The organism is Williamsia muralis NBRC 105860, from assembly GCF_001598915.1.
Lineage (GTDB): Bacteria > Actinomycetota > Actinomycetes > Mycobacteriales > Mycobacteriaceae > Williamsia > Williamsia muralis.
Map to the genome: position 1 here is coordinate 453,003 of NZ_BDAP01000003.1, position 25,604 is coordinate 478,606.

The 25,604-nt window shown below is 64.8% G+C and carries 20 protein-coding genes; 11 read left to right on the forward strand and 9 right to left on the reverse strand.

What is annotated here, in order from left to right:
* The first annotated feature begins 41 nt into the window (after positions 1-41).
* A complete protein-coding gene (mshC, locus tag WIMU1_RS14195) occupies positions 42-1,334 on the forward strand; it encodes a cysteine--1-D-myo-inosityl 2-amino-2-deoxy-alpha-D-glucopyranoside ligase (protein ID WP_062798121.1) in 1,293 nt (430 codons plus the stop codon).
* 22 nt (positions 1,335-1,356) lie between these two features.
* Positions 1,357-1,665 (forward strand): hypothetical protein, encoded by a 309-nt coding sequence (locus WIMU1_RS14200; protein WP_030162983.1) that lies wholly within the window; start codon positions 1,357-1,359, stop codon positions 1,663-1,665.
* Between the two features lie 90 nt (positions 1,666-1,755).
* On the opposite strand, the gene WIMU1_RS14205 is transcribed toward WIMU1_RS14200, so the two are convergent.
* The 4 genes from WIMU1_RS14205 to WIMU1_RS14220 form a co-directional block, all read right to left on the reverse strand.
* A complete protein-coding gene (locus WIMU1_RS14205; RefSeq protein ID WP_062798123.1) occupies positions 1,756-2,073 on the reverse strand; it encodes a Rieske (2Fe-2S) protein in 318 nt (105 codons plus the stop codon).
* Positions 2,070-4,544: a nitrite reductase large subunit NirB gene (gene nirB, locus WIMU1_RS14210; RefSeq protein ID WP_062798125.1), complete on the reverse strand. Its 2,475-nt coding sequence runs from the start codon at positions 4,542-4,544 to the stop codon at positions 2,070-2,072. The genes WIMU1_RS14205 and nirB overlap by 4 nt, the downstream gene beginning before the upstream one ends.
* Entirely contained in the window at positions 4,544-4,891 is a 348-nt protein-coding gene (locus WIMU1_RS14215) for a hypothetical protein (protein WP_062798127.1), read from the reverse strand. The genes nirB and WIMU1_RS14215 overlap by 1 nt, the downstream gene beginning before the upstream one ends.
* A 113-nt stretch (positions 4,892-5,004) precedes the next feature.
* Positions 5,005-5,886 carry a PAC2 family protein gene (locus WIMU1_RS14220; protein WP_023959262.1) on the reverse strand — a complete coding sequence of 294 codons (882 nt, stop codon included), beginning with the start codon at positions 5,884-5,886 and terminating at the stop codon, positions 5,005-5,007.
* A 51-nt stretch (positions 5,887-5,937) separates the two neighbouring features.
* Between WIMU1_RS14220 and metH the strand changes: the two genes are divergently transcribed.
* Complete coding sequence (metH, locus tag WIMU1_RS14225; RefSeq protein ID WP_062798129.1) at positions 5,938-9,516, forward strand: methionine synthase; 3,579 nt, start codon at positions 5,938-5,940, stop codon at positions 9,514-9,516.
* Positions 9,517-9,602: 86 nt separating this feature from the next.
* Positions 9,603-10,814 carry an acyl-CoA dehydrogenase family protein gene (locus WIMU1_RS14230; protein ID WP_062798131.1) on the forward strand — a complete coding sequence of 404 codons (1,212 nt, stop codon included), beginning with the start codon at positions 9,603-9,605 and terminating at the stop codon, positions 10,812-10,814.
* Here the strand turns inward: WIMU1_RS14230 and WIMU1_RS14235 are convergent.
* The gene (locus WIMU1_RS14235) at positions 10,811-11,791 is read right to left on the reverse strand and encodes an aldo/keto reductase (protein ID WP_062798132.1); all 981 of its coding nucleotides are present in this window, start codon (positions 11,789-11,791) and stop codon (positions 10,811-10,813) included. The genes WIMU1_RS14230 and WIMU1_RS14235 overlap by 4 nt on opposite strands.
* Positions 11,788-12,081, reverse strand: a complete 294-nt coding sequence (locus tag WIMU1_RS14240; protein WP_158599271.1) for a MerR family transcriptional regulator — start codon at positions 12,079-12,081, stop codon at positions 11,788-11,790. The genes WIMU1_RS14235 and WIMU1_RS14240 overlap by 4 nt, the downstream gene beginning before the upstream one ends.
* Positions 12,082-12,127: 46 nt before the next feature.
* On the opposite strand from WIMU1_RS14240, the gene WIMU1_RS14245 reads away from it, so the two are divergent.
* From WIMU1_RS14245 to hisG, 3 genes are read left to right on the forward strand one after another with little or no spacing between them, the layout of a single operon-like run.
* On the forward strand, positions 12,128-12,820 hold the full coding sequence (locus WIMU1_RS14245; RefSeq protein ID WP_255283878.1) for an HAD family hydrolase: 693 nt from the start codon (positions 12,128-12,130) through the stop codon (positions 12,818-12,820).
* The gene (locus WIMU1_RS14250) at positions 12,804-13,067 is read left to right on the forward strand and encodes a phosphoribosyl-ATP diphosphatase (protein WP_030162968.1); all 264 of its coding nucleotides are present in this window, start codon (positions 12,804-12,806) and stop codon (positions 13,065-13,067) included. The genes WIMU1_RS14245 and WIMU1_RS14250 overlap by 17 nt, the downstream gene beginning before the upstream one ends.
* Before the next feature lie 52 nt (positions 13,068-13,119).
* The gene (gene hisG / locus WIMU1_RS14255) at positions 13,120-13,965 is read left to right on the forward strand and encodes an ATP phosphoribosyltransferase (protein WP_062798138.1); all 846 of its coding nucleotides are present in this window, start codon (positions 13,120-13,122) and stop codon (positions 13,963-13,965) included.
* Between the two features lie 8 nt (positions 13,966-13,973).
* Here the strand turns inward: hisG and WIMU1_RS14260 are convergent, their stop codons facing one another.
* Together WIMU1_RS14260 and WIMU1_RS14265 are read right to left on the reverse strand one after the other, a co-directional pair.
* Entirely contained in the window at positions 13,974-14,807 is an 834-nt protein-coding gene (locus tag WIMU1_RS14260; protein ID WP_245969019.1) for a thioesterase family protein, read from the reverse strand.
* 18 nt (positions 14,808-14,825) lie between these two features.
* On the reverse strand, positions 14,826-15,767 hold the full coding sequence (locus WIMU1_RS14265) for a RecB family exonuclease (RefSeq protein WP_232232751.1): 942 nt from the start codon (positions 15,765-15,767) through the stop codon (positions 14,826-14,828).
* A 108-nt stretch (positions 15,768-15,875) separates the two neighbouring features.
* On the opposite strand from WIMU1_RS14265, the gene WIMU1_RS14270 reads away from it, so the two are divergent.
* The 3 genes from WIMU1_RS14270 (at position 15,876) to WIMU1_RS14280 (ending at position 21,276) form a co-directional block, all read left to right on the forward strand.
* On the forward strand, positions 15,876-16,706 hold the full coding sequence (locus tag WIMU1_RS14270) for a tRNA (adenine-N1)-methyltransferase (RefSeq protein ID WP_030162962.1): 831 nt from the start codon (positions 15,876-15,878) through the stop codon (positions 16,704-16,706).
* Positions 16,707-16,884: 178 nt separating this feature from the next.
* Positions 16,885-18,669 carry a proteasome ATPase gene (gene arc / locus WIMU1_RS14275; RefSeq protein ID WP_023959242.1) on the forward strand — a complete coding sequence of 595 codons (1,785 nt, stop codon included), beginning with the start codon at positions 16,885-16,887 and terminating at the stop codon, positions 18,667-18,669.
* A gap of 138 nt (positions 18,670-18,807) precedes the next feature.
* Positions 18,808-21,276: an FHA domain-containing protein gene (locus tag WIMU1_RS14280; RefSeq protein ID WP_062798142.1), complete on the forward strand. Its 2,469-nt coding sequence runs from the start codon at positions 18,808-18,810 to the stop codon at positions 21,274-21,276.
* Positions 21,277-21,312: 36 nt separating this feature from the next.
* Here WIMU1_RS14280 and glgP read toward each other — a convergent pair whose 3' ends face one another.
* Positions 21,313-23,898 carry an alpha-glucan family phosphorylase gene (glgP, locus tag WIMU1_RS14285; protein ID WP_062798143.1) on the reverse strand — a complete coding sequence of 862 codons (2,586 nt, stop codon included), beginning with the start codon at positions 23,896-23,898 and terminating at the stop codon, positions 21,313-21,315.
* Positions 23,899-24,033: 135 nt separating this feature from the next.
* Between glgP and dop the strand changes: the two genes are divergently transcribed.
* Positions 24,034-25,533 (forward strand): depupylase/deamidase Dop, encoded by a 1,500-nt coding sequence (gene dop / locus WIMU1_RS14290; protein WP_030162955.1) that lies wholly within the window; start codon positions 24,034-24,036, stop codon positions 25,531-25,533.
* The last annotated feature ends 71 nt before the right edge of the window (positions 25,534-25,604 follow it).

Consider the following 25,604-nt stretch of genomic DNA (forward strand, 5'->3'; position numbering starts at 1 on the left):
CCTGAAATCGGTTTCCCCCATCCCCGCCCTAAGGTGTTGTCATGCAGTCGTGGTCTGACACCGCCGTTCCGCCAGTACCCGGTAGAGGGCCGGCTCTACGGCTCTATGACACCTCGGACCGTCAGGTGCGGCCGGTGACCCCCGGCCCCACGGCGACCATGTATGTGTGCGGCATCACACCTTATGACGCAACACATCTGGGTCACGCAGCCACCTACCTGACCTTCGATCTCGTCAACCGCGTGTGGCGCGACCTCGGTCATGATGTCCACTACGTCCAGAACATCACCGACGTGGACGACCCCCTGTTCGAACGAGCGAACCGCGACGGGATCGACTGGGTGGATCTCGGTCAACGCGAGATCAACCTGTTCCGAGAAGACATGGCCGCGTTGCGTGTGCTTCCTCCTCGCGACTACATCGGTGCGGTGGAGTCCGTCGGCGAGGTGGTCGAGGTGGTCGACAAGCTGTTGGCCTCAGGCGCCGCCTACATCGTCGACGACCCGCAATACCCGGACATCTACTTCCGGACCGACGCCACAGAGCAATTCGGATACGAATCGGGCTACGACCACGAGACGATGCAACGGTTCTTCGCCGAACGCGGCGGTGACCCCGATCGTCCGGGCAAGCGCGACCCCCTTGACGCCCTGGTGTGGCGTGCCGCCCGCGAATCCGAGCCGTCGTGGGACTCACCGCATGGCCGAGGCCGTCCGGGTTGGCACATCGAATGTGCTGCAATAGCTTTGAACCGGATCGGTGCCGAGTTCGATGTGCAGGGCGGGGGCAACGACCTGATCTTCCCGCACCACGAGTTCTCCGCGGCGCATGCAGAGGCGCTGACCGGTGTGCGCCGATTCGCCAAACACTATGTGCACACGGGAATGATCGGACTCGACGGCGAGAAGATGTCGAAGTCGCGAGGCAACCTCGTCTTCGTGTCCAAACTGCGGGCGGCACAAGTCGATCCGGCAGCGATCAGGCTTGGCCTGCTCACCGGGCACTACCGCACAGACCGGGCCTGGACCGACGACGTGCTCGCGGAGGCGACGTCGCGCCTGGATCGGTGGCGTCGTGCCGTGCAGCGTGGCGCCGGACCGGACGCAGCCCCGACGATCGAGCGACTGCGTCAGCACCTCGCAGACGACCTCGACACCCCCAAGGCTCTCGCGGCAATCGATGCCTGGGCGGCCGACAGTCTCGACGGTCTGGGCAGTGTCGCCTCCGCGCCTGCCGATCTCGGTGCCGCCGTCGACGCCCTCCTCGGGGTCCCACTCACCGACACCGGGGCCGAAGGGTCGCCAATTGTTCTCACCGACAGCGAATCCCGCTGACGGCTTCGGTAAGGTTCCTCTCGTGGCCAACGTTCGAGAGATCGATCCCAGCACCGACGATGGCGTCTGGACCGTGGTGACCCGCACGTCGACCTATCTGCTGGACTTCGGTGAGATGACCCTGCTACGAGCTCCCGGCGTCGGTGGCACCGACGACGAGGACTGGGCCGTCAGTCGATTGCGCCGCGACTCCGAGGACATCCCTCTCCTGGGTGTGAAGTCGTGCCGGGTGGGGGAGTCGGCGCAATTCTGGGTGCGCGCCGCGGACGACCCCGATGTGCGCACCTGGCGTATCACCACACCGGTTGTCTCGATCGAGCGGATCTCCTGACCCGCCCCGACCGTGCCCGGAATCCCTCGACGGTGCCGTCAGCGCTGACGACCGTGTCTTCGTCCGCACGAGGGGCCCGATCGACGACCATCAGACCCAGACGTGGATCATCCCGTCCCTGACCTCGGTTCGGTAGTGCGGTAGCGCTTCGATGCCGTCGCTGTTGGTGCATCTGCCGTCCTCGAACGAAAAGGTGTACTGGTGCAACGGGCACATCACCTTCGTCGAGTCGGTCTGGCCGTCGGCGATCGGCCCGCCGCGGTGCGGACAGACCGCGCCCAACGCCCGCACAGTGCCGTCCGACATCCGGAAGACCGCCACCTGGCTGCCGTCCACGACGTAGGCGCGGCCTTCTCCGACCGTGAGGTCGCTCAAGGGACCCACCGCCGTGGATGCGGGCGCGCTCATCGGACCGGCACCAGAGGCAGCTTGATGAGCGGCAGGGCCGGAGTGAACTGTGCCGGCGACTTCGGTGCCAACCGCTCCTTCCACGGATCGCTGTAGGCCGCGATGGACATGCCGATACGTTCGAGCAACCCGTCGACGATGCCGTCACGATCGTCGATCAGGATCGCCCGCAGCTCCTCGATGCCGATTCGGGGCACCCAGGAGTAGGTCCGTTCGAGCCATTTGGCCGTTTCGCGGTAGTACTGGATGAAAACGCCGCAGATGCGGATGACCTCCTCGGCGCCGTTCGCGGTCGCGAGCAGATCACCTTTACGGATGTGGGCACCGGCGGCCCCGCCGACATAGATCTCCCATCGACCATCACCGACAGCCACCACACCGAAGTCCTTACACAGAGCTTCGGCGCAGTTGCGTGGGCACCCCGTGACCGCCAGTTTCAGCTTGGCGGGCGACTCGAGCCCCTGGTAGCGCTCCTCGATCGCAATCCCGAGGCCGGTGGAATCGTCGAGACCGAACCGGCAAAAATCGGTTCCCACACAGGTTTTCACCGTCCGGAAGCTCTTCCCGTAGGCGTATCCCGAGGGCATGTCGAGGTCTTCCCAGACCTTGGGCAGGTCTTCTTTGCGAATACCGAGCAGGTCGATCCGCTGACCACCGGTCACCTTGATCATCGGGATGTCGTACTTGTCGGCCACATCGGCGATCTTGCGAAGCTGCGTGGGATTGGTGACGCCGCCCTTCATCTGGGGTACAACCGAGAAGGTGCCGTCGCGCTGGATGTTGGCATGCACGCGGTCATTGATGAACAGCGCGCCGCGTTCGTCCTCCCACTCGTTGCCCCAGATGATCCGCAGCAGAGATGCCAGTGGCATCTTTGCAGTGACGTCTTCGCCGTCGGGTGCGAGTTCGGCGAGAATCGCCGACACCGATCGCAGATTGCGTTCCCGGATCTGTTCGATCAGCTCGGGCTTGCTCAGCGGAATGGCGGGTACGTACCAGTCCGCAGACGGGTCTTCGGCCAGCGCTCCGCCCGCGGCACAGGCGACGACATCGGCGACCAGGCCTTTGCACGAGCCGCAACCCTTTCCGGCGCGTGTCTTCGCAACGACTTCGCCGACCGATTTCGCCCCGGCGTGCACGCACGCCACGATGTCGCCTTTGGTGACGCCGTTGCAGTTGCACACCTGTACTTCGTCGGCCAGTTCGGCTGCACCTGTCGCTGCGCTGGGTGTGCCCATGTCGAAGAGCATGCTGATGCGCTCGTCGGGTAGCGGCACCTTCTCGTCGAAGGCCTGGGTGAGGAAGCTGACCTTGCTGATGTCGCCGAGCAACATCGCGCCGATCAGCTTGTTGTCTCGCACCACCACGGATTTGTATGTGCCGCTGCGAGGTTCGTAGAACTGGACGAACTCGTCCGTGTCGCGTTCGGGACCCTTCACGCCCATGGCCGCGACATCGACTCCGGCCACCTTCAGCTTGGTCGTCAAACGCGAACCGTGGTAAGCCGCTTTGGGATCGGCTCCGGTCAGTACGTCTGCGAGCACACCCGCCTGCTCCCACAGTGGTGCGACGAGACCGTAGACCTCGCCGCGGTGCTGACAGCATTCGCCGACCGCGTAGATGGAACCTTCGTCCTCACAACGCATCTGGTCGTCGACGACGATTCCGCGCTCGACCACCAGCCCGCCGAGGCGAGCGAACTCGACGTTGGGTCTGATGCCGGCAGTCACCACGATCATGTCGGCCGGCAGCGAGGTGTCGTCGTTGAAGCCGACTCCGGTCACCCTGCCCTCGTCGTCGCGCAGTACAGCGGTGGTGCGCTTGGACGTGTAGACGCCGACTCCGAGCTCTTCGATCTTGTTGCGCAGTACCCGGCCGCCGCGTTCGTCCAATTGCTGGTTCATTAGGTGACCGGGGGAATGCACCACGTCGACGTCGATGCCTTGTGTCCGCAGTCCGTAGGCCGCCTCGAGGCCGAGGAGTCCGCCACCGATCACCACTGCCCGCATGTCGTCCCTGGACAACGCCATCTGCAACATGCCGTTGGTGTCCTCGATGGTGCGGAACCCGAACACGCCGCGGGCCAGGTGCCCGTCGGGTGCCCGGAGGCCGTCCATGTTCGGGAAGAAGGTGTTGCTGCCGGTCGCGATCACCAGGGTGTCGTAGTCGATTTCGCGGCCGCTCTCGCAGGTGACGGTCTTGGCGAAGCGATCGAGCGCCACCGCGCGGTCACCGGCGTAGAGCTTGACGTCGTTCTCGCGGTACCAAGCCATCGGGTTGAGCATCAGATCGTCGTCGTCGATGGAACTCTCACCGGCGAGTACGTGCGAGAGCATGATCCGGTTGTAGTTGCCGTATGGTTCGTCGCCGATCATCGTGATCTCGAATCGCGTCCCGCCACCGCGCTCGAGTATCTCTTCCACGGTTCGCGCGCCGGCCATCCCGTTGCCGACCACCACCAGGCGTTCCATCAGAACTCCACGAATCCGAAGTCGACGACGATTTCGCCGCTGCACCCCTCGGGCGCGGCGAAGACGAGCTCGAGCAAGCTGTCCGGATCCACGTCCTCCACCACGCGCAACGGAACGTTCACCGATGCCCTCGCTCCCATCGGGAACCATCTCATCGGCTGCTGGTCACGGTGCAATGCCACGTAGACGAGTTCCGAACTGCCGTTCCCTCCCCGGAAATACAGCGGTTGAACGGTCATCCCGGCAGGCACCTGATACGTCAAGGAAGGATCCAACGGCGCTGCCTTGGTCAATCCGGTACCGGTGAACGAGAAGACACCTTGCAAGAACTTCGGAGTACTGGACATGCCGTCACTAAACGTGAACTCGATGAACCATTACTTGCAGCCGCGTTACATCTCGATTGTCGAGAACTCACCGCATCGCCCGGCGGGCGGTGATCAAGGTCGGTTCTGCGCCCTCAGGCGCCGAAACTGCCGCCCGGACCGCGCCTGCGGAGATAACGCTCGAACTCGGCGGCCAGCGCATCGCCGTCGATCTTCGACAGTGTCTCGTCCACGCTGACCTCGGCGTCGCCGCGCTCTTCGAGGCCGCGGACGTAATCGGCGATCTCCTCGTCGTCCTCGGTCATCTCGGTGACCGCGCGCTCCCATTCCTCTGCCTGTTCCGGCAGTTCGCCGAGTGGGACCTCGACGTCGAGCACTTCCTCGAGCTGACTGAGCAGTGCTGCCGATGCCTTGGGGTTGGGTGGGGTGGACACATAGTGCGGAACGGCGGCCCAGAAGGAGATGGCCGGGATCCCCGCCTTCACACATTCGTCCTGCAGCACACCGGTGATGCCGGTAGGCCCTTCGTACCGACTTTCCTCGAGCTTGAACTGCTTGGCCGATTCACTGCTGTAGGCCGCGCCGGTGACCGGGACCGGACGGGTGTGCGGGGTATCGGCGAGCAGTGCCGCCAGGATGACCACGGTGTCCACCTCGAGGTTGCGGGCGATGTCGAGGATCTCGGCGCAGAACCCTCGCCAGCGCATGTTCGGCTCGATACCGCGCAGCAGAACGATGTCCCGGTCCGATCCCGGCGGCGTACAGTACGAGATCGATGTTGTCGGCCAATCGATTCGCCGGGTCACCCCGTCGATCTGTTTGATGGTCGGCCTGTTGACCTGGAAGTCGTAGTAGTCGTCGGAATCGATGTCGGCGAGCGGAACAGCATCCCAGACGAGTTCGAGATGTTCGACCGCTCCGCTGGCCGCATCACCGGCGTCATTCCACCCTTCGAAGGCAGCAACCAGCGTGGGGCGGCGCAATCGTGGAAGGTTTGCGCTCTGCTCAGCGTTCACTGATCCAGCCTACGACCGAACACCGATGGAGAGCGAACTACCCTGTTAACCATGTCTGCCGCAACTTCAGCATCATTCGATACCGAATTGCTCGCCGCGATGAACAAACGCGTCCTGATCGGTGACGGTGCCATGGGAACAATGTTGCAGGCAGCGGACCTGACATTGGACGATTTCCTGGGACTCGAGGGCTGCAACGAGATCCTCAACGACACCCGCCCGGACGTCCTGCGGGAGATCCACCGAGCCTATTTCGAGGCAGGCGCGGATGCGGTCGAGACCAACACGTTCGGTTGCAACCTCTCGAACCTCGGCGACTACGACATCGCGGACCGCATCCGGGAGTTGGCCTTCAAGGGCACCAAGCTCGCCCGGGAGGTCGCCGACGAGGTCGGACCGAGCGCCGACGGCATCCCTCGCTTTGTTCTCGGATCGATCGGGCCGGGTACCAAACTCCCCACTCTGGGCCACACCACCTTCGCGGCGATCCGCGATGCGTACCAGGAATGCGCGCTGGGAATGGTCGAGGGCGGTGCCGACGCCATCCTGATCGAGACCTCGCAGGACCTCCTGCAGGTGAAGGCCGCCGTTCTCGGTTCCCAGCAGGCGATGGAAGAACTCGGCCGCCGGATCCCGATCATCACCCACGTCACTGTGGAGACCACCGGCACCATGCTGCTGGGCTCGGAGATCGGGGCCGCACTCACCTCGCTGGAGCCCCTGGGCATCGACATGATCGGTCTGAACTGCGCCACCGGTCCCGCCGAGATGAGCGAACACCTCCGGTATCTCACCCGGCATGCCCGGGTGCCCGTGTCCGTGATGCCCAACGCCGGACTGCCGACCCTGGGCAAAGACGGTGCCGAGTACCCGCTCACGCCGGAAGAACTAGCCGAGGCACTCAAAGGTTTCGTCGAGGAGTACGGACTGTCGTTCGTCGGTGGGTGCTGTGGCACCACACCCGAGCACATCCGTCAGGTCGCCGAAGCGGTACGCGGCGCCGACAAGGCCGAACGGCAGCCGGAACATGCCGCCGAGATCTCGTCGTTGTACAGCTCGGTGCCGTTCCACCAGGACGCCAGCATCCTGATGATCGGTGAGCGCACCAACTCCAACGGGTCGAAGGCGTTCCGCGACGCGATGCTCGCCGGTGACTACCAGAAGTGCCTGGACATCGCCAAGGATCAGACGCGCGACGGTGCACACATGCTCGACCTCAACGTCGACTACGTCGGCCGCGACGGCGCCGCCGACATGTCCGCGCTCGCCAGCCGACTGGCCACCTCTTCGACGTTGCCGATCATGCTCGACTCCACCGAGCCCGAAGTGCTCGAGGCCGGGCTGGAGCACCTGGGTGGGCGCTGCGCGGTGAACTCGGTGAACTACGAGGACGGTGACGGCCCCGAATCTCGGTTCACCCGCACGATGAAGCTGGTCAAGAAGCACGGCGCCGCGGTGGTCGCGCTGACCATCGACGAAGAGGGCCAGGCCCGAACCGCCGATTGGAAGGTGAAGGTCGCCGAGCGCCTCATCACCGACATCACCGAGAACTGGGGTCTGAAGGAAGAGGACATCATCATCGATGCCCTCACGTTCCCCATCTCGACAGGTCAAGAAGAGGTCCGACGCGACGGCATCGAAACGATCGAGGCGATCCGCCGGCTGAAGGCGAGCCATCCCGACGTCCACTTCACCCTCGGCATCTCGAATGTGTCCTTCGGACTCAACGCCGCCGCCCGTCAGGTGCTCAACTCGGTGTTCCTGCATGAGTGTGTGGAGGCAGGTCTCGACACGGCCATCGTCCACGCCTCCAAGATCCTGCCGATGGCCCGGATCCCCGACGACCACCGGGAGATCGCCCTCGACCTGGTCTACGACCGGCGCCGGGAAGGCTACGACCCGCTGCAGAAGCTCATGCAGCTGTTCGAGGGCGTCTCGGCGGCGTCGGCGCGGGAGAGCCGCGCGCAGGAACTGGCGAAGCTTCCGCTCTTCGAGCGTCTCGAACGCCGGATCGTCGACGGCGAACGAGCCGGCCTCACCGACGATCTCGACGAAGCCATGACGCAGGTGCCACCGCTCGAGATCATCAACGAGACGTTGCTCTCCGGCATGAAGACGGTCGGTGAGCTCTTCGGGTCCGGCCAGATGCAGTTGCCGTTCGTCCTTCAGAGCGCCGAGGTCATGAAAATGGCTGTGGCGCATCTGGAGCCACACATGGAGGCCACGGGAGAAGACGGCAAGGGCCGCATCGTGCTGGCCACGGTCAAGGGCGATGTGCACGACATCGGGAAGAATCTCGTTGACATCATCTTGTCGAACAACGGCTACGAAGTGGTGAACATCGGCATCAAACAGCCGATCGCGAACATCATCGAGGCCGCCGAGGACAAGAACGCCGACGTCATCGGGATGTCCGGCCTTCTGGTGAAGTCCACGGTGGTGATGAAGGACAACCTCAAGGAACTCAACAGCCGGGGTCTCGCCGAGAAGTTCCCCGTACTGCTCGGCGGTGCGGCACTGACCCGCTCCTATGTGGAGAACGATCTCAGCGAGACCTACGAGGGCGACGTGCATTACGCGCGAGACGCTTTCGAGGGCCTGCGGCTGATGGACGACATCATGCTGACCAAGCGTGGCGGTGCTCCGGCACCCGACAGTCCCGAGGCTCTGGCAGCGGCGGAGAAGACCGCCGAACGCAAGAAGCGCCACGACCGGTCCAAGCGCATCGCCGAAAAGCGTAAGGCCGAGGCAGAACCGGTGGTGGTGCCCGAGCGTTCGGACGTCGCCGCGGGGCTTCCGGTACCCACGCCTCCGTTCTGGGGGTCACGCATCGTCAAGGGTGTGCCGGTGGCTCAGTACCTGTCGTTGCTCGACGAGCGTGCCCTGTTCCTGGGGCAGTGGGGTCTGCGCGGCGCCCGGGCCGGTGAGGGGCCGAGTTACGAAGATCTGGTGGAGACCGACGGGCGTCCTCGTCTGCGGTACTGGATCGACCGGCTGGCGACGGAGAACATCCTGCAGCACGCTGCCGTGGTCTACGGTTTCTACCCGGCCGTCAGCGAAGGCGACGTGGTGCACGTGCTCACCGAGCCGCGCCCGGACGCGCCGATCCGGCACAGCTTCGAGTTCCCGCGGCAGCAGCGAGGGCGTTTCCTCTGCATCGCAGATTTCATCCGATCGCGCGCCGACGCGATCGAGACCGGCGAGGTGGACGTTCTGCCGTTCCAGCTGGTCACCATGGGGCAGCCGATTGCCGACTTCGCCAACAAGCTGTTCGCCGAGGATGCTTACCGCGACTACCTCGAGGTGCACGGCATCGGTGTGCAGCTGACCGAGGCGCTTGCCGAGTTCTGGCATCAGCGGGTGCGCGAGGAACTGCGTTTCGGGGACACCGCCATGGCCGCGGAGGATCCGGACAACCCGCAGGACTTCTTCGACCTCAAGTACCGGGGCGCGCGCTTCTCGTTCGGTTACGGCGCCTGCCCGAATCTGGAGGATCGGGCCAAGATGATGGACCTGCTCGACCCGGGCCGCATCGGCGTCGAATTGTCGGACGAGTTGCAGCTCCATCCGGAGCAGTCCACGGATGCCTTTGTGCTGCATCACCCCGAAGCGAAGTACTTCAACACGTAGGCGGCAACTCGTCAGGTGGGCACCAGTTCGATTCAGCGTGAGTCGAACTGGTGCTTCCGGCGCGGTCGTGGCCAACACTTCATGCCATGACATCAACTGTTGCTGCTGCCGGAGCCTTCACCGACACCGAACTCGACGATCGTTTTCGTCCGGCCTTCGAGAGCATCGCCGCCGGTGCGACCGAGCGCGAGGTGGATCGAAGGTTGGCGTACGACGAGGTCGGCCGGTTACGTGAACTGGGTTTCGGAGCGCTGCGGGTGCCCGTTGAGTTCGGCGGGCTCGGGGCCACTGTGCGTCAACAGTTCCGACTTCTCATCGACCTCGCCGCGGCGGAATCGAACCTTCCACAGGCGTTGCGTGTCCACTTCAGTTTCGTCGAGGATCAGCGGCTCGCCGAGGTGAGCGATGCGCGTGACACCTGGCTTCGTGCGACTGCCGGTGGTGTTCTCGTCGGCAACGCGATCACCGAACCGGGTGTCGGTGCCGTGGACCGGTATCAGACCCGGCTGACCCGCGACGGCGACCAGTGGGTGCTCAACGGCACGAAGTACTACAGCACCGGGTCGCTGTATTCAGACCACATCCTGGTCGCCGCAGACCAGGACGGCGAACGTGTGTCGGTGCTCGTCGACGCACACGCCGACGGCGTCACCCAGCATGACGACTGGGACGGCTTCGGACAAAGGCTGACGGCCAGCGGCACAACGGAATTCAACAATGTCGTGGTGAGCCCAGACCGAATCCTGGGACCGGGGTACGGCGACGCGGGAAAGACCTACGCCACGTCGTATCTACAGCTGGTGCAGTTGGCCGTACTGGCGGGCATCGCCCAGCGCGCCACCGACGACGCCGCAGCGTGGGTTCGCGATCGGACTCGCTCGTACACCCATGCCGCCGCGGATCTGCCCAGGGAAGATCCGCTGGTGCAGCAGGTCCTCGGAAAGCTGTCGAGTGCCGCGTTCACTGCGCGGGCGGCCGTGCTGGCAGTGGCCGACGTCCTCGACGAGGTACTTGTCGACAGTTCGACCGCTCAGGATCCGGAGTTGCTCGATCGCGCCGAACTCGCAGCGGCACAAGCGCAATTGACCGTCATCGATCTGGTCCTGGCCGCGACGACACAGCTCTTCGAGGTCGGCGGGGCCTCCATCACCTCCGAGAGCCTGCGACTGGATCGACACTGGCGCAACGCGCGGACGATCTCCACGCACAATCCATCGATCTTCAAGTCGCAGGCGGTCGGGGCGTACGTCCTCAACGGCACCGAGCTGCCCTATGCGTGGAGTGCCGGCAAGCGTTAGCGGTAGGTCGCCGCGAGACCTGACGCTGTATCCCTGGCGCCGTGAATCGCGGTCTCGGGTATCGCATCTCCCAGTGCTCGGAGTTCGTCGGAGGTGAGTTCCACCTGGAGTGAGCCGAGATTCTCCTCGAGGTAGGAGCGGTGCCGGGTCCCGGGGATCGGCACCGCTCCTTGCTGTTGGATCCACGCGAGCGCAACCTGCCCCGGCGTGGCGCCCTTCTCGGCGGCGATCGTTCGCACCTGTTCGACCAGAACAAGGTTCGCTGCGATCGCGTCCGGCGAGAAGCGCGGTAGATTCCGGCGAGCGTCGGACGGGTCCAGGTCGTCAACGCTTGTGATGGTGCCAGACAGAAATCCTCGTCCGAGCGGAGAGAACGCCACCAGGCCGATGCCCAGTTCGTCCAGAGTGGACTTGACGTCATTGGCCAGCACGTCACGGGCGAACAGTGAGAACTCCGATTGGACGGCGGCGAGCGGATGTACAGCGTGGGCCCGTCGGATCGTCGCCGGCGCCGCCTCCGACAGACCTATGTGTCGGATCTTTCCCGCTGCGACCAGATCGGCCATCGCCCCGACCGTGTCCTCGATGGGCACATCAGGGTCCACACAGTGCAGGTAATAGAGGTCGATGACATCGGTGTGCAGATGGCGGAGCGACCTGTCGGCGGCCCGCCGTACGTACTCCGGCCGCCCGTTCAGTCCGTGGGGGGTGCCGTCGTCGTCGAACTCGGTACCGAACTTGGTGGCAAGGACGACCGAGTCGCGCCGTGAACGCAGCACCCTTCTGATGAGCTTCTCGTTTTCGAACGGACCATAGGCTTCGGCGGTGTCGATCAACGTCACGCCGCTGTCGACTGCGCGTTCGAGAGTCGCGATGGACTCGTGCTCATCGCTGTCTCCGTAAAAGGCGCTGATGCCCATGGCACCGAACCCCTGCGCCGAAACGATCAGTCCATCGCCCAACGTGGTCTTTCTCATCTGTTCTCCTCATCGGTGGCGGCCTCATAGGCCGCGATCTTCTCTTCAATGGCTGCGAGATGGCGTGCGGTCCGAGCCATGTCATCGAGCACCCGTGCACGATGACGTCTGAAAAGGACCAGTCGCTCGCGTTCGGTGTCAGCGGTTCGGCTCAGCTCCGCCACCTTCCGGATGTCGGCAATCGACATACCTGTGTCGCGCAGCATCACCAGCCCGGCGATACATGCCAGGTCTCGCTCTCCGTAGCTGCGCCGCCCCGACGGCACAACCTGGAGCGCACTCCAGGTCAAGCCCGGACGATTTTCTTCCTGGGCCGGCGTCGGGAAGGATGACGTGGTGAGCGATCTACCCGACGCCGTCTTCTGGGACATGGACGGCACACTGCTCGACTCGGAAAAGCTGTGGGACGTCGCGATGGCCGACCTCGCTGCCGACCTGGGCATCGAGATGGACCATGCACTCCGGCAATCGACGCTCGGCAATTCGATGACCGACGCGTTGACCAAGGTGTTCGTGGCCGCGGGTGTGCCCGACGGCGAACGCGACTATCCCGGCCGGGCCGCGTGGCTCCGCGCGCGGGTGTCGGCGCTGTTCAAGCTCGGGATTCCCTGGATGCCCGGAGCTCGCGAGGCCCTCGACCTCATCGGTGAGCAGGGCATCGCGATGGCGTTGGTGACCAACACCGAGCGCGAGTTGACCGACGAGGCGCTCGAGACGATCGGGAGGCACCGGTTCGAGGCGACAGTGTGCGGCGACGAGGTACCGCTCGGCAAGCCCCAACCTGACCCCTACCTGAAGGCGGCACGGCTGCTCGGCGTCGACCCGTCGCACTGTCTGGCCGTGGAGGATTCGCCGACCGGGTCACAGGCGGCCACCGCTGCCGGCTGCGCGGTGATCGTCATCCCGTCGGAGGCGCCGGTTCCCGGTGGTCCGCGTCGCACATTGCGTGAGAGCCTCGTCGGACTGACCCTCGACGACCTCGCCGCGGCGTCCAATGGAACACTTGAGCACCGTGAAGACCTTCGATGAGCTGTTCGCCGAGTTGACCGATCGGGCCGCCACCCGTCCCGAGGGAAGCGGAACGGTTGCCGCTCTGGACAAGGGAGTGCACGCCCTCGGCAAGAAGATCATCGAGGAAGCCGGCGAGGTGTGGCTCGCTGCCGAGCATGAGAGTGCGGAGGCGACCGCCGAAGAGATATCTCAGTTGCTCTATTGGCTTCAGGTGATGATGATCAAACGCGGCCTGACTCTCGACGACGTCTACAAACACCTGTGAGACGGCCCTGCGGCCGTCTTCCCGAATCGCCCGTTCCCCGATAGGACCACCCATGCTGCGCGTTGCCGTTCCCAACAAGGGGGCGCTTTCCGAGTCCGCCGCCGAGATCCTCAGTGAGGCCGGCTACCGGCGCCGCTCGGATGCCAAAGACCTCACCGTTCTCGATCCGGCGAACGAGGTGGAGTTCTTCTTCTTGCGGCCCAAGGACATCGCGATCTACGTCGGGTCGGGGGAGCTGGACCTCGGTCTCACCGGACGGGATCTGGCACTTGACTCCGGTGCGGACGTCGAGGAACGCCTTGCTCTCGGCATCGGTTCGTCGACGTTCCGCTACGCGGCGCCGACCGAGCAGCAGTGGTCGGTGGCCGACCTTGCGGGCAAGCGCATTGCCACCTCGTATCCCAACCTCGTTCGCGGTGACCTCGCGTCGAAGGGCATCGAGGCCACCATCATCCGGCTCGACGGCGCTGTCGAGATCTCTATCCAGCTGGGCGTTGCCGACGCCATCGCGGACGTGGTGGGGTCCGGTCGCACACTCCGCCAGCACGATCTGACCGCGTTCGGTGACTCACTCTGCGACTCCGAGGGAGTGCTGGTGCAACGGGCGGGCGCCGACCGCTCCAAGGCCGCCGACCGCTTCATCGCCCGCGTGCAGGGCGTCGTGTTCGGCCAGCGATACGTCATGCTCGACTACGACTGCCCGAAAAGCTTGCTCGACTCGGCGATCAAGATCACGCCTGGACTCGAATCGCCCACGGTTGCACCCATGGCCGACGACAAGTGGGTGGCCGTCCGGTCGCTGGTACCACGCAAACAGCACCAGAACCTGATGGACGAGCTGTCCGAACTGGGTGCCAAGGCGATCCTCGCCTCCGACATCCGGTCCTGCCGCTTCTGATCGACGCCCTACACCGGGCGGATGAGTACGGTCTGCGCAGATCGCCCGACCGGCCCAGCGGTGTCGTAGAGATCGGCGAACGTCGCGCCATAGCCGTTCGGGCCCACAGCCATCTCGGCGGAGATACCCGTCCAGTCTCCGACCGGCGCGCGGTGGAGGTGGACTGTGGTGTCGGTGTTCATGAACGTCCAATCGCCGATCGCCAGTCGCGATCCGACGCCGTTCGCAACGTCGAGCACGGTGAAGAACTTCTCGAGGTCGGTTGTCTCCTCGCCGGCGACAAGCGGAAGGGTCGGACGGACCCAGGCGCGACTCGGGCCGTGTGCTGCTCGGTCGATCAGACGGTGTTCCAGCGTGCCCACGAACCCGACAGAACCCCAGTCCGCGGCATCGAGTGGCCCTACGCCTGCCAGGCCGATCGTCCCTTCGAGCTCGTCCGGAAGCGGCGTCAGTGCCGGCGTGACGGCATGCTCCACCGTGGCGGTGTCGGCCGTGGCAAGGCGCCATCCGGTGGCTCGCGCGGCAATCCGAAAGCTGCCGTCGGGTTGTTTCACCGACAGTTCTGACGCGAGCAGACTGATCTGTCTACCCGGCCGCAGCACGGTCGTCGACACCCGGTTCTCGGTCATCCCGACCGGACCGAGGATGTCGATTGCTATGCGTGTGAACGAATGTGACGCGTCCGGCTCGTGACGCAGAAGTGCTCGAGTCAGCAATCCGGTCGGTGGGCCGCCGTGTTGCAGATCGGCACCCCACACGCTGACCGTGTGTTCGGTGGGTTCGAAATGATCGAATTCGCCGTCATGGCCCAGAGGAATGAAGTAGGCGGGTTGCGCAGACACAAGGGGTGATTCAACCACCTACTCCGACACGGCCTCCGCATGGCTCGTCTCACCCGGCGACGACGGCCATCCGGGGTAGGGAAGCAGCGTCCCGCCGAACTCCGGGCAGTGGGCCTTGTGGTCGCACCACTGACACATCCGACTGCGCTTCGGTGGGAAGTCCCCTGTTGCACCGGCTTTCAGGATGGCCTTCCAGATCGCCGTGAGTGTCTTGGCGAATCGATCGAGCTCGGCCTTCTCGGGTGTGTAGATCAGGCTCTGGCCATCGGCGAGGTAAAGCAGTTGGAGGCGGGCCGGAACGATCCCGCGGAGCCGGTAGATCGCCAGCGCGTAGAACTTCATCTGGAACAGCGCACGTGATTCGAAACTCTCGCCGGGGGAGCGCCCGGTCTTGTAGTCGACCACTCGTACGCGGCCGTCGGGTGCGACGTCGATCCGGTCGACGAAGCCGCGCAACAACACCCGATCGGGGTCGTCGTCGTCCTCGGTCAGGTCGACCTCCACCCGCAATTCACACGATTCCGGTGTGAAGGCGGTTGGATTCTCCAGCGTGTAGTAAGTCGAGATGAGCTTGTGCGCGTCGGCAAGGAACCGGTCGACCTGGTCATCAGGAACCAGGTCGCGTAGTTCGGGCGTCTCCTCGCACAGCGCACCCCACGCGCCGTCCACGAGAAGCTCGGCTGACTCGGGCACCCGCAGTCCAGCCGGCATGTCGAACAGGTTTTCCAGAGCCGCATGCACCACGGTGCCCTTGACCTGGGCCTGGGTCGGGCTCTCCGGAAGTCGGTCGATCGCCCGGTACCGATAGAGCAACGGACACTGCTTGTAGTCACCTGCACGGCTGGGCGAGAGCGCCGGGGCCCGGACCGCCTTGGCAGTGGTGCCGGTCTGCGTGGGCACTCCTCGAGGCGGCCGGCCGGCTGCACTCGTGTCGGGGCACAATTCGGTACTGAGACTCACACCTGGCAGGGTATGCCTGACCAACGACAACAACGATCATTTCGAGTCCGTGGGTATCCGATGCCGCTCAGGTTCAGATCCGCGCATCGAGGGAAGGCTCACCGCCCCATGTCAACAACAGGTCCGTTTGCCGTCGGCGACCGCGTGCAGCTCTCCGACGCCAAGGGCCGGAAGTTCACCGTCCGGCTCGAAGCCGGCAAGAGCTTCCACACGCACAAGGGCGCCATCGCGCATGACGACCTCATCGGGTCGGACGAGGGAATCGTCGTCAAGTCCACGTCGCAGACGCCGTACCTTGCGCTGCGCCCGTTGCTCATCGATTACGTGTTGTCGATGCCTCGTGGTGCCCAGGTCATCTACCCCAAGGACGCGGCACAGATCGTGATGGAGGGCGACGTCCATCCCGGGTGCACCGTTCTCGAGGCGGGTGCGGGGTCGGGCGCCCTGACCTGCTCGCTGCTACGCGCTGTCGGCGAGCACGGCCGGGTCCTGTCCTACGAGGTGCGCGAGGACCACGCCGAGCATGCGGTCCGCAATGTCAACGAGTTCTTCGGCGGACCACCGCCGAACTGGGATCTGACCCTGGCCGACCTGTCCGACCACCCCGGGACTGCCGACGTCGACCGCGTGGTCCTGGACATGCTGGCGCCGTGGGAAACGCTCGACACGGTGCGTCGAGCCCTGAAGCCGGGCGGGGTGCTGACCGTTTATGTGGCGACGGTGACCCAATTGTCCCGAGTGGTCGAGGCGATCCGTGAGCAACAGTGCTGGACCGAACCGCGCGCCTGGGAATCACTGGTACGCGACTGGAACGTGGTCGGTCTGGCCGTCCGCCCCGGACACAAAATGCAAGGTCACACCGCATTTCTGGTGACCACCCGACGACTGGCGGAGGGTACCGCACCGCCCAGGCCTCATCGGCGTCCCAGCAAGGGCTGACCTGCTTGGTGTAGCGTCGGAAAACCTTGCGGCGACACACTATTAACACATCTACAACACCACGTGCCGCGGGGCGTGAGGCAAGCCGGTCGATTCGCCGGTAACCTCGGGTAACGAGTCGATCGCTAAAACACCACGTGGTGGTGGCGCAGAGTCGACTCGGGGAGAGGAGTCAGAAATGACGGATTCCAGCAACGACGAGCCTCGGCAGAGTCGCGGTCCACAAGGTTCGGCCGCGACCGATGCCGAGTGGGGATCGTCTTCGCGCCCTGCCACCGGGGCCGGCCCCACACCAGGAGGCGGCTCGTACGGCAAAGTCGGAGACGACGACATGCAGGCACGTGTCGACACGCTCACGACGCGCAACGCCAAGCTGCTCGAGACCCTCAAAGAGGCCCGGGCACAGCTCATCGCCTTGCGCGAAGAGGTGGACCGGCTCGGCCAACCGCCCAGTGGCTACGGCGTCCTCCTCGAGATCTTCGAGGACTCGACGGTGGACGTCTTCACCTCGGGCCGCAAGATGCGACTGACGTGCTCTCCCAACATCGATCTCGACACGCTTCGTCGCGGTCAGACCGTGCGTCTGAACGAGGCCCTCACGATCGTCGAGGCCGGGTCGTACGACTCGGTAGGTGAGATCAGCACCCTGCGCGAGGTCCTCGAGGACGGCCAGCGGGCGCTTGTCGTCGGTCACGCCGATGAGGAACGGGTGGTGTGGCTGGCCGAACCGCTGAGCGAGAGTGTGCTCTCGGAGGTCGAGGGCAATCGCAAACTGCGCCCCGGCGACTCCCTGCTCATCGACACCAAAGCCGGCTTCGCTTTCGAGCGGGTTCCCAAGGCCGAGGTCGAGGACCTGGTTCTGGAAGAGGTGCCCGATGTCGGATACGAGGACATCGGTGGGCTCGGCCGCCAGATCGAGCAGATCCGCGACGCCGTCGAACTGCCGTTCCTGCACAAAGACCTGTTCCGCGAGTACTCGCTGCGGCCGCCGAAGGGCGTGCTGCTCTACGGCCCTCCCGGTTGCGGCAAGACCCTCATCGCCAAGGCTGTTGCCAACTCGCTGGCCAAGAAGATCGCGCTGGCGCGTGGTGATGATGCCAAAGAGGCGAAGTCGTACTTCCTGAACATCAAGGGTCCCGAGCTTCTCAACAAGTTCGTCGGCGAGACCGAACGCCACATCCGCCTGATCTTCCAGCGGGCTCGCGAGAAGGCGTCCGAGGGCACCCCGGTCATCGTCTTCTTCGACGAGATGGACTCGATCTTCCGTACCCGCGGTTCCGGCGTCTCCTCTGACGTCGAGACCACAGTCGTGCCTCAGCTGCTCAGTGAGATCGACGGTGTGGAGGGGCTCGAGAACGTCATCGTCATCGGTGCCTCCAACCGCGAGGACATGATCGATCCGGCCATCCTGCGTCCGGGTCGCCTCGATGTGAAGATCAAGATCGAGCGTCCCGATGCCGAATCGGCGATAGACATCTTCTCCAAGTACCTGGTCCCGACACTGCCCGTGCACCCCGACGACATCAATGAGTTCGGCGGGGACCGTGCGGCGTGCGTCAAGGCGATGATCGAGCGTGTCGTCGAGAGAATGTACGCAGAGAGTGACGACAACCGCTTCCTGGAGGTCACTTACGCCAACGGCGACAAAGAGATCATGTACTTCAAGGACTTCAACTCCGGAGCCATGATCCAGAACGTGGTGGACCGCGCCAAGAAGTACGCCATCAAGTCGCAGTTGGAGACGGGCCAGGGAGGCCTTCGGATCCAGCACTTGTTCGACTCCATCCTCGACGAGTTCGCTGAGAACGAAGACCTGCCGAACACCACCAACCCCGACGACTGGGCGAGGATCTCGGGCAAGAAGGGTGAGCGGATCGTCTACATCCGCACACTGGTCACGGGCAAGAGCTCGGGTGCGAGCCGGGCGATCGACACCGAGACCAACACCGGTCAGTACCTGTAACACCTCACGCAGAGTCAGGAGCGGTGGGGACGAAGTCGAGACTTCGTCCCCACCGCTCTTCTGTCTCCGGACGGCGGATGCTCGTTTGCCTGCACGAACCGCGTCGCCGCGGTCGGGGCCGTCTACAGTGATGCGTTAATGAACGCATCGCCTACGCCGCTCCGCATTTGGGTAGACGGCACCGAGCAGCGCCTGAGACAGGCCGGACGCTTCACCATCGGGCGCACCCCGGACAATGACATACCGATCGTCCACCCCATGGTCTCGCGCCACCATCTGGCCATCGAGTGGTCGGGCGACGCCTGGCGAATGGTCGATGTGGGCAGCACCAACGGTTTCTACGCGGACGGCGTGCGGCTGACCGGCATGATGCTGTCGGGCAACCATCGAATTCGTGTGGGCGACAACGTGGCCGGGCCGCTGGTCGACATCGCGGTGATGCAGCCGGCTTCCGGCGGACATGCTGGGCCGGCCCAGTACCGGTCGGCCCCGATTCCACACCGCGGTGCCCAGCCACCCCCTCGAGCGAATCCGTCGCCCATGCGATCGGCACCCCCAGGATTCAGTGGGGCCTCAGCGGCGCCACACCTGCAGGCACTGCATCAGAACGTCTCGGCGGTCTACCAGATCAGTCCGGACGGCCACATCAGCCCCCAGGCCGGCTCCGGGCGGCGAGAGGCCATCGACATCGGGGCTTCGGCACGAATGAGTATCGGCCGCACCCCGGACAACGACATCGTCGTCAGTGACGTTCTCGCTTCGCGTCGCCATGCCCAACTGACCGCGACGCCGCAGGGGCTGGTCATCGAGGACCTCCGATCGGTGAACGGCACCTACGTCGACGGCCGGCGGATCAGCAGGCAGCTGCTCACCGAGGGCAGCGTGGTCACCATCGGGAACAGCGACTTCGTGGTCCAGGGCGGCACGATTGTCCGGGGACAGTCACAAGCCGCGGTCGCAGACGGTCTCCACGTGCAGGCGATCGGGCTGAACATCGACGGCAAACAATTGCTCCACGAAGTCGAGTTCGCGGCCGGGCCCGGGAGCCTCACCGCCGTCATCGGACCTTCTGGGGCGGGTAAGTCGACGGTGTCGAAGATCGTCGCCGGCGGGGCGAACCCGTCCACCGGAACCGTCACCTTCGAAGGCCGCAGTGTGCACGCCGAATACGAGGCGCTGCGCACGCGCATCGGAATGGTGCCACAGGACGATGTGCTGCATCGACGGCTCACCTTGCGACAGGCGCTTCGCTACGCAGCTGAACTCAGATTGCCACCGGACATGAGCACGGCCGACCGCGACAACGTCATTCACGGCGTATTGGCCGAACTGCAGCTCATCGAGCACCTCGACACCAGGGTGGACAAGCTGTCCGGCGGGCAACGGAAACGGGCGTCGGTGGCGATGGAGTTGCTCACCGGCCCTTCTCTGCTCATCCTCGACGAGCCGACCTCTGGGCTCGACCCCGCGCTGGACCGTCAGGTCATGTCGACTCTTCGCCGACTGGCCGACGCCGGACGTGTCGTGATCGTGGTGACCCACTCCTTGACGTACCTGTCGATGTGTGACCAGGTGCTGTTGCTCGCTCCGGGCGGGAAGACCGCCTATTGCGGCAGTCCTGGGGCAGTCGGCCCGGCGATGGGCACCGAGGACTGGGCTGAGATCTTCGCGTACGTCGCAGAGCAACCGGACGCCGCTCACGAGCGCTATCGGGCCCGGAATCGACGCCCGCCGGCCAGACCACCGAGTCGGCGGGCCGGGTCGCCGATACGCCCGCCCCAGACCAGTGTCACGCGCCAGACGTCGACGGTATCGCGACGACAAGTTCGGCTGATCCTGGCAGACACCGGTTACCTGGTGTTCTTGGCGCTGCTGCCGATCGTGCTCGGGCTCCTGTCGCTGGTGATCCCCGGCACCGCGGGCTTCGATGTGAACAGCAGTACGAGTCTTGGTGAGACAGTCCAGATCCTGGTCGTGCTGGTGGTCGGGGCGAGCTTCATGGGCGCGGCTCTGACCGTGCGTGACCTGGTCGGGGAGCGGGCCATCTTTGTCCGGGAACGGGCAGTGGGCCTTCGCCCCGGCGCCTACCTGTTGGCCAAAGTCGTGGTCTTCTTTGTCGTCTCCGTGCTGCAGTGTGCGGTGATGGTCGCAATCACGTACGCGGGCAAGGGAACTCCGGGGTCTGGCCTGTTCACCGCCGGTGCCCTCGAATTGTTCGTCGCCATCGCCTTCTTGGGATGCGTCAGCACGCTGATCGGGCTCGCCATCTCGGCGGCGGTCCGGTCGAGTGAACAGACGATGCCACCACTCGTGGTGGTCGTGATGGTGCAACTCGTCTTCTGCGGCGGGTTGTTCCCCCTCGCCGGGCGGGTCGGCCTCGAGCAGTTGTCGTGGATCTTCCCGGCCCGGTGGGGGTACGCCGCTGCCGCGAATGCCGTTGACCTGCGCGCTGTCTCACCGTCCTCGCCGTCCACACAAAAAGAGACCATCTGGGACCAGACGGTTGCCAACGCCGCCCTCGCCTACGGGGCGATGACGGTGATCGCGTTGATCCTCGCCTGGTTCACCTACCGCCGCCTGGTCTTGAAGAAGAAGTCTCTGTCTTGAAGAAGGAGCCTCTCCGGCCGATGGCGGCCTTGCGGCCTAATTGGCGAAGGCCACCTTAGCGAGTTCGGCAGTGTTGGTCAGCAAGGGATGGGTGGGCATCACTCGCACGGTGTATCCCACCGGTCCGGTCATCGGAAGTGGCACGGCGACCTCGAAGATCGTCGAATCGTCGGACAGATTGCCACCAGAGCTCACCGACATCGTCGTGGTGACGACCTGTGACAAGTTCTCCTCCTCATCGACCCGACCCACCACGGCCTGGACCAGCACCTGTTCCGGACTCAGACCGGCGAGGTCGACATGAGCGCTGATCGTCATGGTCGAGCCGAGCAGGGGAGTGTCGGGCAAACCGGCTGTGTCGACGTGGCGCACCCTCACCGAAGGCCAGGCCTCGTCCACCTGCGCCCGGAATCCGGACAGTTCGCGGGCCCCGGCGAAGTCGTTGTCCGACACCGCGTGGCCAGAGATGGCCGCCGGCGCGTAGAACTGCTCGGCGTAGTCGCGGACCATTCGCGAGGCCAGGACCTGTGGCCCGAGGGTATGCAACGTGTGGCGAACCATCTCCACCCATCGGGTCGGGACCCCGTCTGACCCCACGTCATAGAACTTGGGCACCACCACGTTCTCGAGCAACTCGTACAGTGCGGCTGCCTCGAGATCGTCGCGCCGGACTTCGTCGGTGACGCCGTCCGCTGTCGGGATGGCCCATCCGTTCTCGTTGTCGGACATCTCATCCCACCATCCGTCGAGGATGGACAGGTTCAACCCACCGTTGAGTGCCGACTTCATGCCAGAGGTACCGCACGCCTCCATCGGCCGTAGCGGATTGTTCAGCCACACATCGCATCCGCCGTACAGGTATCGAGCCATCGACATGTCGTAGTCAGGCAGGAACACGATCCGGTGCCGCACATCGTTGGCGTCGGCGAAGCGAACGATCTTCTGGATGAGGGCCTTGCCGCCCTCGTCGGCCGGATGGGCCTTGCCCGCCACCACGAGTTGCACCGGACGCTCTTTGTCGAGCAACAGCGCTTTGAGGCGATCGGTGTCGCGCAGCATCAGGGTGAGCCGCTTGTATGTCGCCGCCCGTCGGGCGAAACCGATGGTCAGCACTCGCGCGGAGAACACGCCGGCAGTCCAGCCCAGCTCGGCGGCCGAGTAGCCGCGCTCGAGGCCCGACTTGCGCAGGCGCCTGCGGACCTCGGCGATCAACTCGGTGCGCAGTTCATTTCTGGTCTTCCAGATCTGCTCTGCCGGAACATCTTTCATCGCGGCAAGCGCGTCGGTCTCGGTGAGACCGCCTGACTCGCCGTCAGTGGCCAATTCCGCCCAACGCCGCGACGACCACGTGGGTGCGTGCACCCCGTTGGTCACCGATCCGATGGGTACCTGGGCCGCGTCGAAGCCTGGCCACAGTGGACCGAACATCTCGCGACTGACCGCCCCGTGGAGTTTGGACACACCGTTGGTGCGCTGGCCCAGCCGTAAACCCATGTGCGCCATGTTGAATACGGTCGGGTCTTTCTCCCGGCCGAGTTCGAGGATCCTCGCCAGCTCGATCCCGGGCAGCAACGTCGACTGCCCGCCGTCGTCGCCGAAGTAGCGGCGCACCATGTCGATCGGGAACCGGTCGATTCCGGCCGGAACCGGTGTGTGCGTGGTGAACACGGTCGATGCCCGCACCGCGGTGAGGGCCGTGTCGAAGTCGAGCCCGGCGCCGGCCGGACTCACCAGCTCGCGAATCCGCTCGGCGCCCAGGAAACCCGCGTGTCCCTCGTTCATGTGGAAGACGTCGGGGTCGGGCAGGGTGTTGATCCGGGTGTACTCCCGCACCGCGCGCACTCCACCGACACCGGCGAGGATTTCCTGATTGATCCGGTGTTCCTGATCGCCTCCGTAGAGCCGGTCGGTGATCATCCGGAGATCCGTGTCGTTGTCGGGGATGTCGGAATCCAGGAGCAGTAGGGGGATTCGACCCACGTCGGCAATCCAGACCTTGGCGTGCAACACGCGGTTGTCGGGCATCAGAACCCGCACTGTTACCGGATTGCCCTCGGCGTCGAGCACCGCTCGCACAGGTAGGCCCTGGGGATCGAGGTTCGGGTAGCGCTCGGTCTGCCATCCGTCCGACGTCAGCGACTGACGGAAATATCCGTAGCGGTAGAGCAGTCCTACCCCGATCAGCGGCAAGCCCAGGTCAGAGGCGGCTTTGAGGTGGTCGCCCGCGAGGATGCCGAGACCACCGGAGTAGATCGGCAGCACTTCCGACACACCGAACTCCATCGAGAAGTAGGCGATCGAGCGGGGGAAGCGATTGCCCGAGGCCACCTGCTCCTGGAACCAGCGCGGTCGGTTCAGATAGTTCTGCAGATCGGACGCCAACTCGTCGAGGCGACGAAGAAAGCCGTCGTCGGCGGCAAGTGCGGACAGCCGCTGCGGTCCGACATCGGCGAGCAGCCGCACGGGATCCTTGCCGGTCGCCCACAGATCCGCATCGATCGATGCGAACAGATCTTGGGTGGCCGGGTGCCACGACCATCGAAGATTGGTCGACAATTCGGCGAGGGCTGAAAGGGGCTCTGGGAGGTGGGCGCGGACGGTGAAGTGGCGCAGTGCTTTCACCGAGCAAACCCTACCCACGCGACAGCGGGTTCGCGACCCCCGAGAACTTGTGTACATCAGCTCGTCATCAGACGGCCGGACAATTCGACGGGAGCGCTCGGTATGGGCCCGGCGACCCCCGGCTACGCTCGGGGAATGCAGCGAATTATCGGAACCGAAGTCGAGTACGGAATCTCGGCTCCGAACGATCCCGGTGCCAACCCGATCATGACGTCGACGCAGGCGGTCCTCGCCTATGCAGCGGCCGCCGGGGTGCCCCGCGCCAAGCGCACTCGCTGGGACTACGAGGTGGAGTCGCCGCTGCGCGATGCACGCGGCTTCGACCTCGGTCGCAGTTCGGGCCCGGCACCCATCATCGACGCCGACGAGGTCGGCGCGGCGAACATGATCTTGACCAACGGCGCCCGGCTCTACGTCGACCACGCCCATCCGGAGTACTCGGCGCCCGAGGTGACCGACCCACTCGACGCCGTCATCTGGGACAAGGCGGGGGAGCGCGTGATGGAAGCAGCCGCGCGGCATGTCGCCAGCGTTCCAGGGGCGCCGAAACTACAGCTCTACAAGAACAACATCGACGGAAAGGGTGCCTCCTACGGCACCCATGAGAACTACCTGATGGCCCGGTCCACGCCGTTCACCTCGGTGATCACCGGACTCACCCCGTTCTTCGCCTCCCGGCAGGTGATCACCGGATCCGGCCGCGTCGGTATCGGCCAGTCCGGTGACGATGCCGGGTTCCAGCTGAGCCAGCGCGCCGACTACATCGAGGTCGAGGTGGGTCTGGAGACGACCCTCAAGCGCGGCATCATCAACACCCGCGACGAACCACACGCCGACCCCGAGCGTTATCGCCGGCTGCACGTCATCATCGGCGACGCGAACCTGGCCGAGACCGCGACGTACCTCAAGGTGGGCACTGCCTCACTCGTACTGGATCTGATCGAGGCCGGTGTCGAACTGGGCGACCTCGAACTGGCCCGCCCCGTCCACGCCGTACACGTCATCAGCCACGACCCGACGCTGCAGACCACGGTCGCGCTGGCCGATGGGCGAGAGATGACCGCGCTCGCGATCCAGCGGATCTATCACGAGCGCTGTGTCGCCTTCCACGACAAGAACAACAGCGATGACCTCAGGGCCAAAGATGTACTCGACACGTGGGCCGACGTCCTGGACAAGCTCGAACGCGATCCGATGGAGTGCGCAAACCTGCTCGACTGGCCGGCGAAACTGCGCCTGCTGGAGGGTTTCCGCAACCGTGAGGGCCTGGCCTGGTCGGCACCCCGGTTGCAGCTCGTCGATCTGCAGTACTCCGACGTCCGTCTCGACAAAGGCCTCTACAACCGACTGGTGGCGCGCGGTTCGATGAAGCGGCTGACCACCGAGCAACAGGTGATGGACGCCGTCGGCAATCCACCAGAGAACACCCGTGCGTACTTCCGCGGTGAATGTCTCAGGCGATTCGGCGCCGACATAGCCGCCGCCAGCTGGGATTCGGTCATCTTCGATCTGGGCGGCGAGTCCCTGGTCCGCATCCCGACCCTGGAGCCGCTACGAGGCAGCCGCGCGCACGTCGGGGAACTGCTCGATTCGGTGAACTCGGCCGCCGAACTCGTGGAGCAGCTCACGAATTGAGGATCTGGCACGACTCGTATATCCCGAGCGGTGTCGGCTTTGAACGGTAGTGTGAATATACGGACGGCCCC

What these genes read in the sequence shown, in the direction of transcription:
- mshC (WP_062798121.1), top strand. Translation starts at nt 42, where the DNA reads ATGCAGTCGTGGTCTGACACCGCCGTTCCGCCAGTACCCGGTAGAGGG.
- WIMU1_RS14205 (WP_062798123.1), bottom strand. Translation starts at nt 2,073, where the DNA reads ATGAGCGCGCCCGCATCCACGGCGGTGGGTCCCTTGAGCGACCTCACG.
- nirB (WP_062798125.1), bottom strand. Translation starts at nt 4,544, where the DNA reads ATGGAACGCCTGGTGGTGGTCGGCAACGGGATGGCCGGCGCGCGAACC.
- WIMU1_RS14215 (WP_062798127.1), bottom strand. Translation starts at nt 4,891, where the DNA reads ATGTCCAGTACTCCGAAGTTCTTGCAAGGTGTCTTCTCGTTCACCGGT.
- metH (WP_062798129.1), top strand. Translation starts at nt 5,938, where the DNA reads ATGTCTGCCGCAACTTCAGCATCATTCGATACCGAATTGCTCGCCGCG.
- WIMU1_RS14230 (WP_062798131.1), top strand. Translation starts at nt 9,603, where the DNA reads ATGACATCAACTGTTGCTGCTGCCGGAGCCTTCACCGACACCGAACTC.
- WIMU1_RS14235 (WP_062798132.1), bottom strand. Translation starts at nt 11,791, where the DNA reads ATGAGAAAGACCACGTTGGGCGATGGACTGATCGTTTCGGCGCAGGGG.
- hisG (WP_062798138.1), top strand. Translation starts at nt 13,120, where the DNA reads ATGCTGCGCGTTGCCGTTCCCAACAAGGGGGCGCTTTCCGAGTCCGCC.
- WIMU1_RS14270 (WP_030162962.1), top strand. Translation starts at nt 15,876, where the DNA reads ATGTCAACAACAGGTCCGTTTGCCGTCGGCGACCGCGTGCAGCTCTCC.
- arc (WP_023959242.1), top strand. Translation starts at nt 16,885, where the DNA reads ATGACGGATTCCAGCAACGACGAGCCTCGGCAGAGTCGCGGTCCACAA.
- WIMU1_RS14280 (WP_062798142.1), top strand. Translation starts at nt 18,808, where the DNA reads ATGAACGCATCGCCTACGCCGCTCCGCATTTGGGTAGACGGCACCGAG.
- dop (WP_030162955.1), top strand. Translation starts at nt 24,034, where the DNA reads ATGCAGCGAATTATCGGAACCGAAGTCGAGTACGGAATCTCGGCTCCG.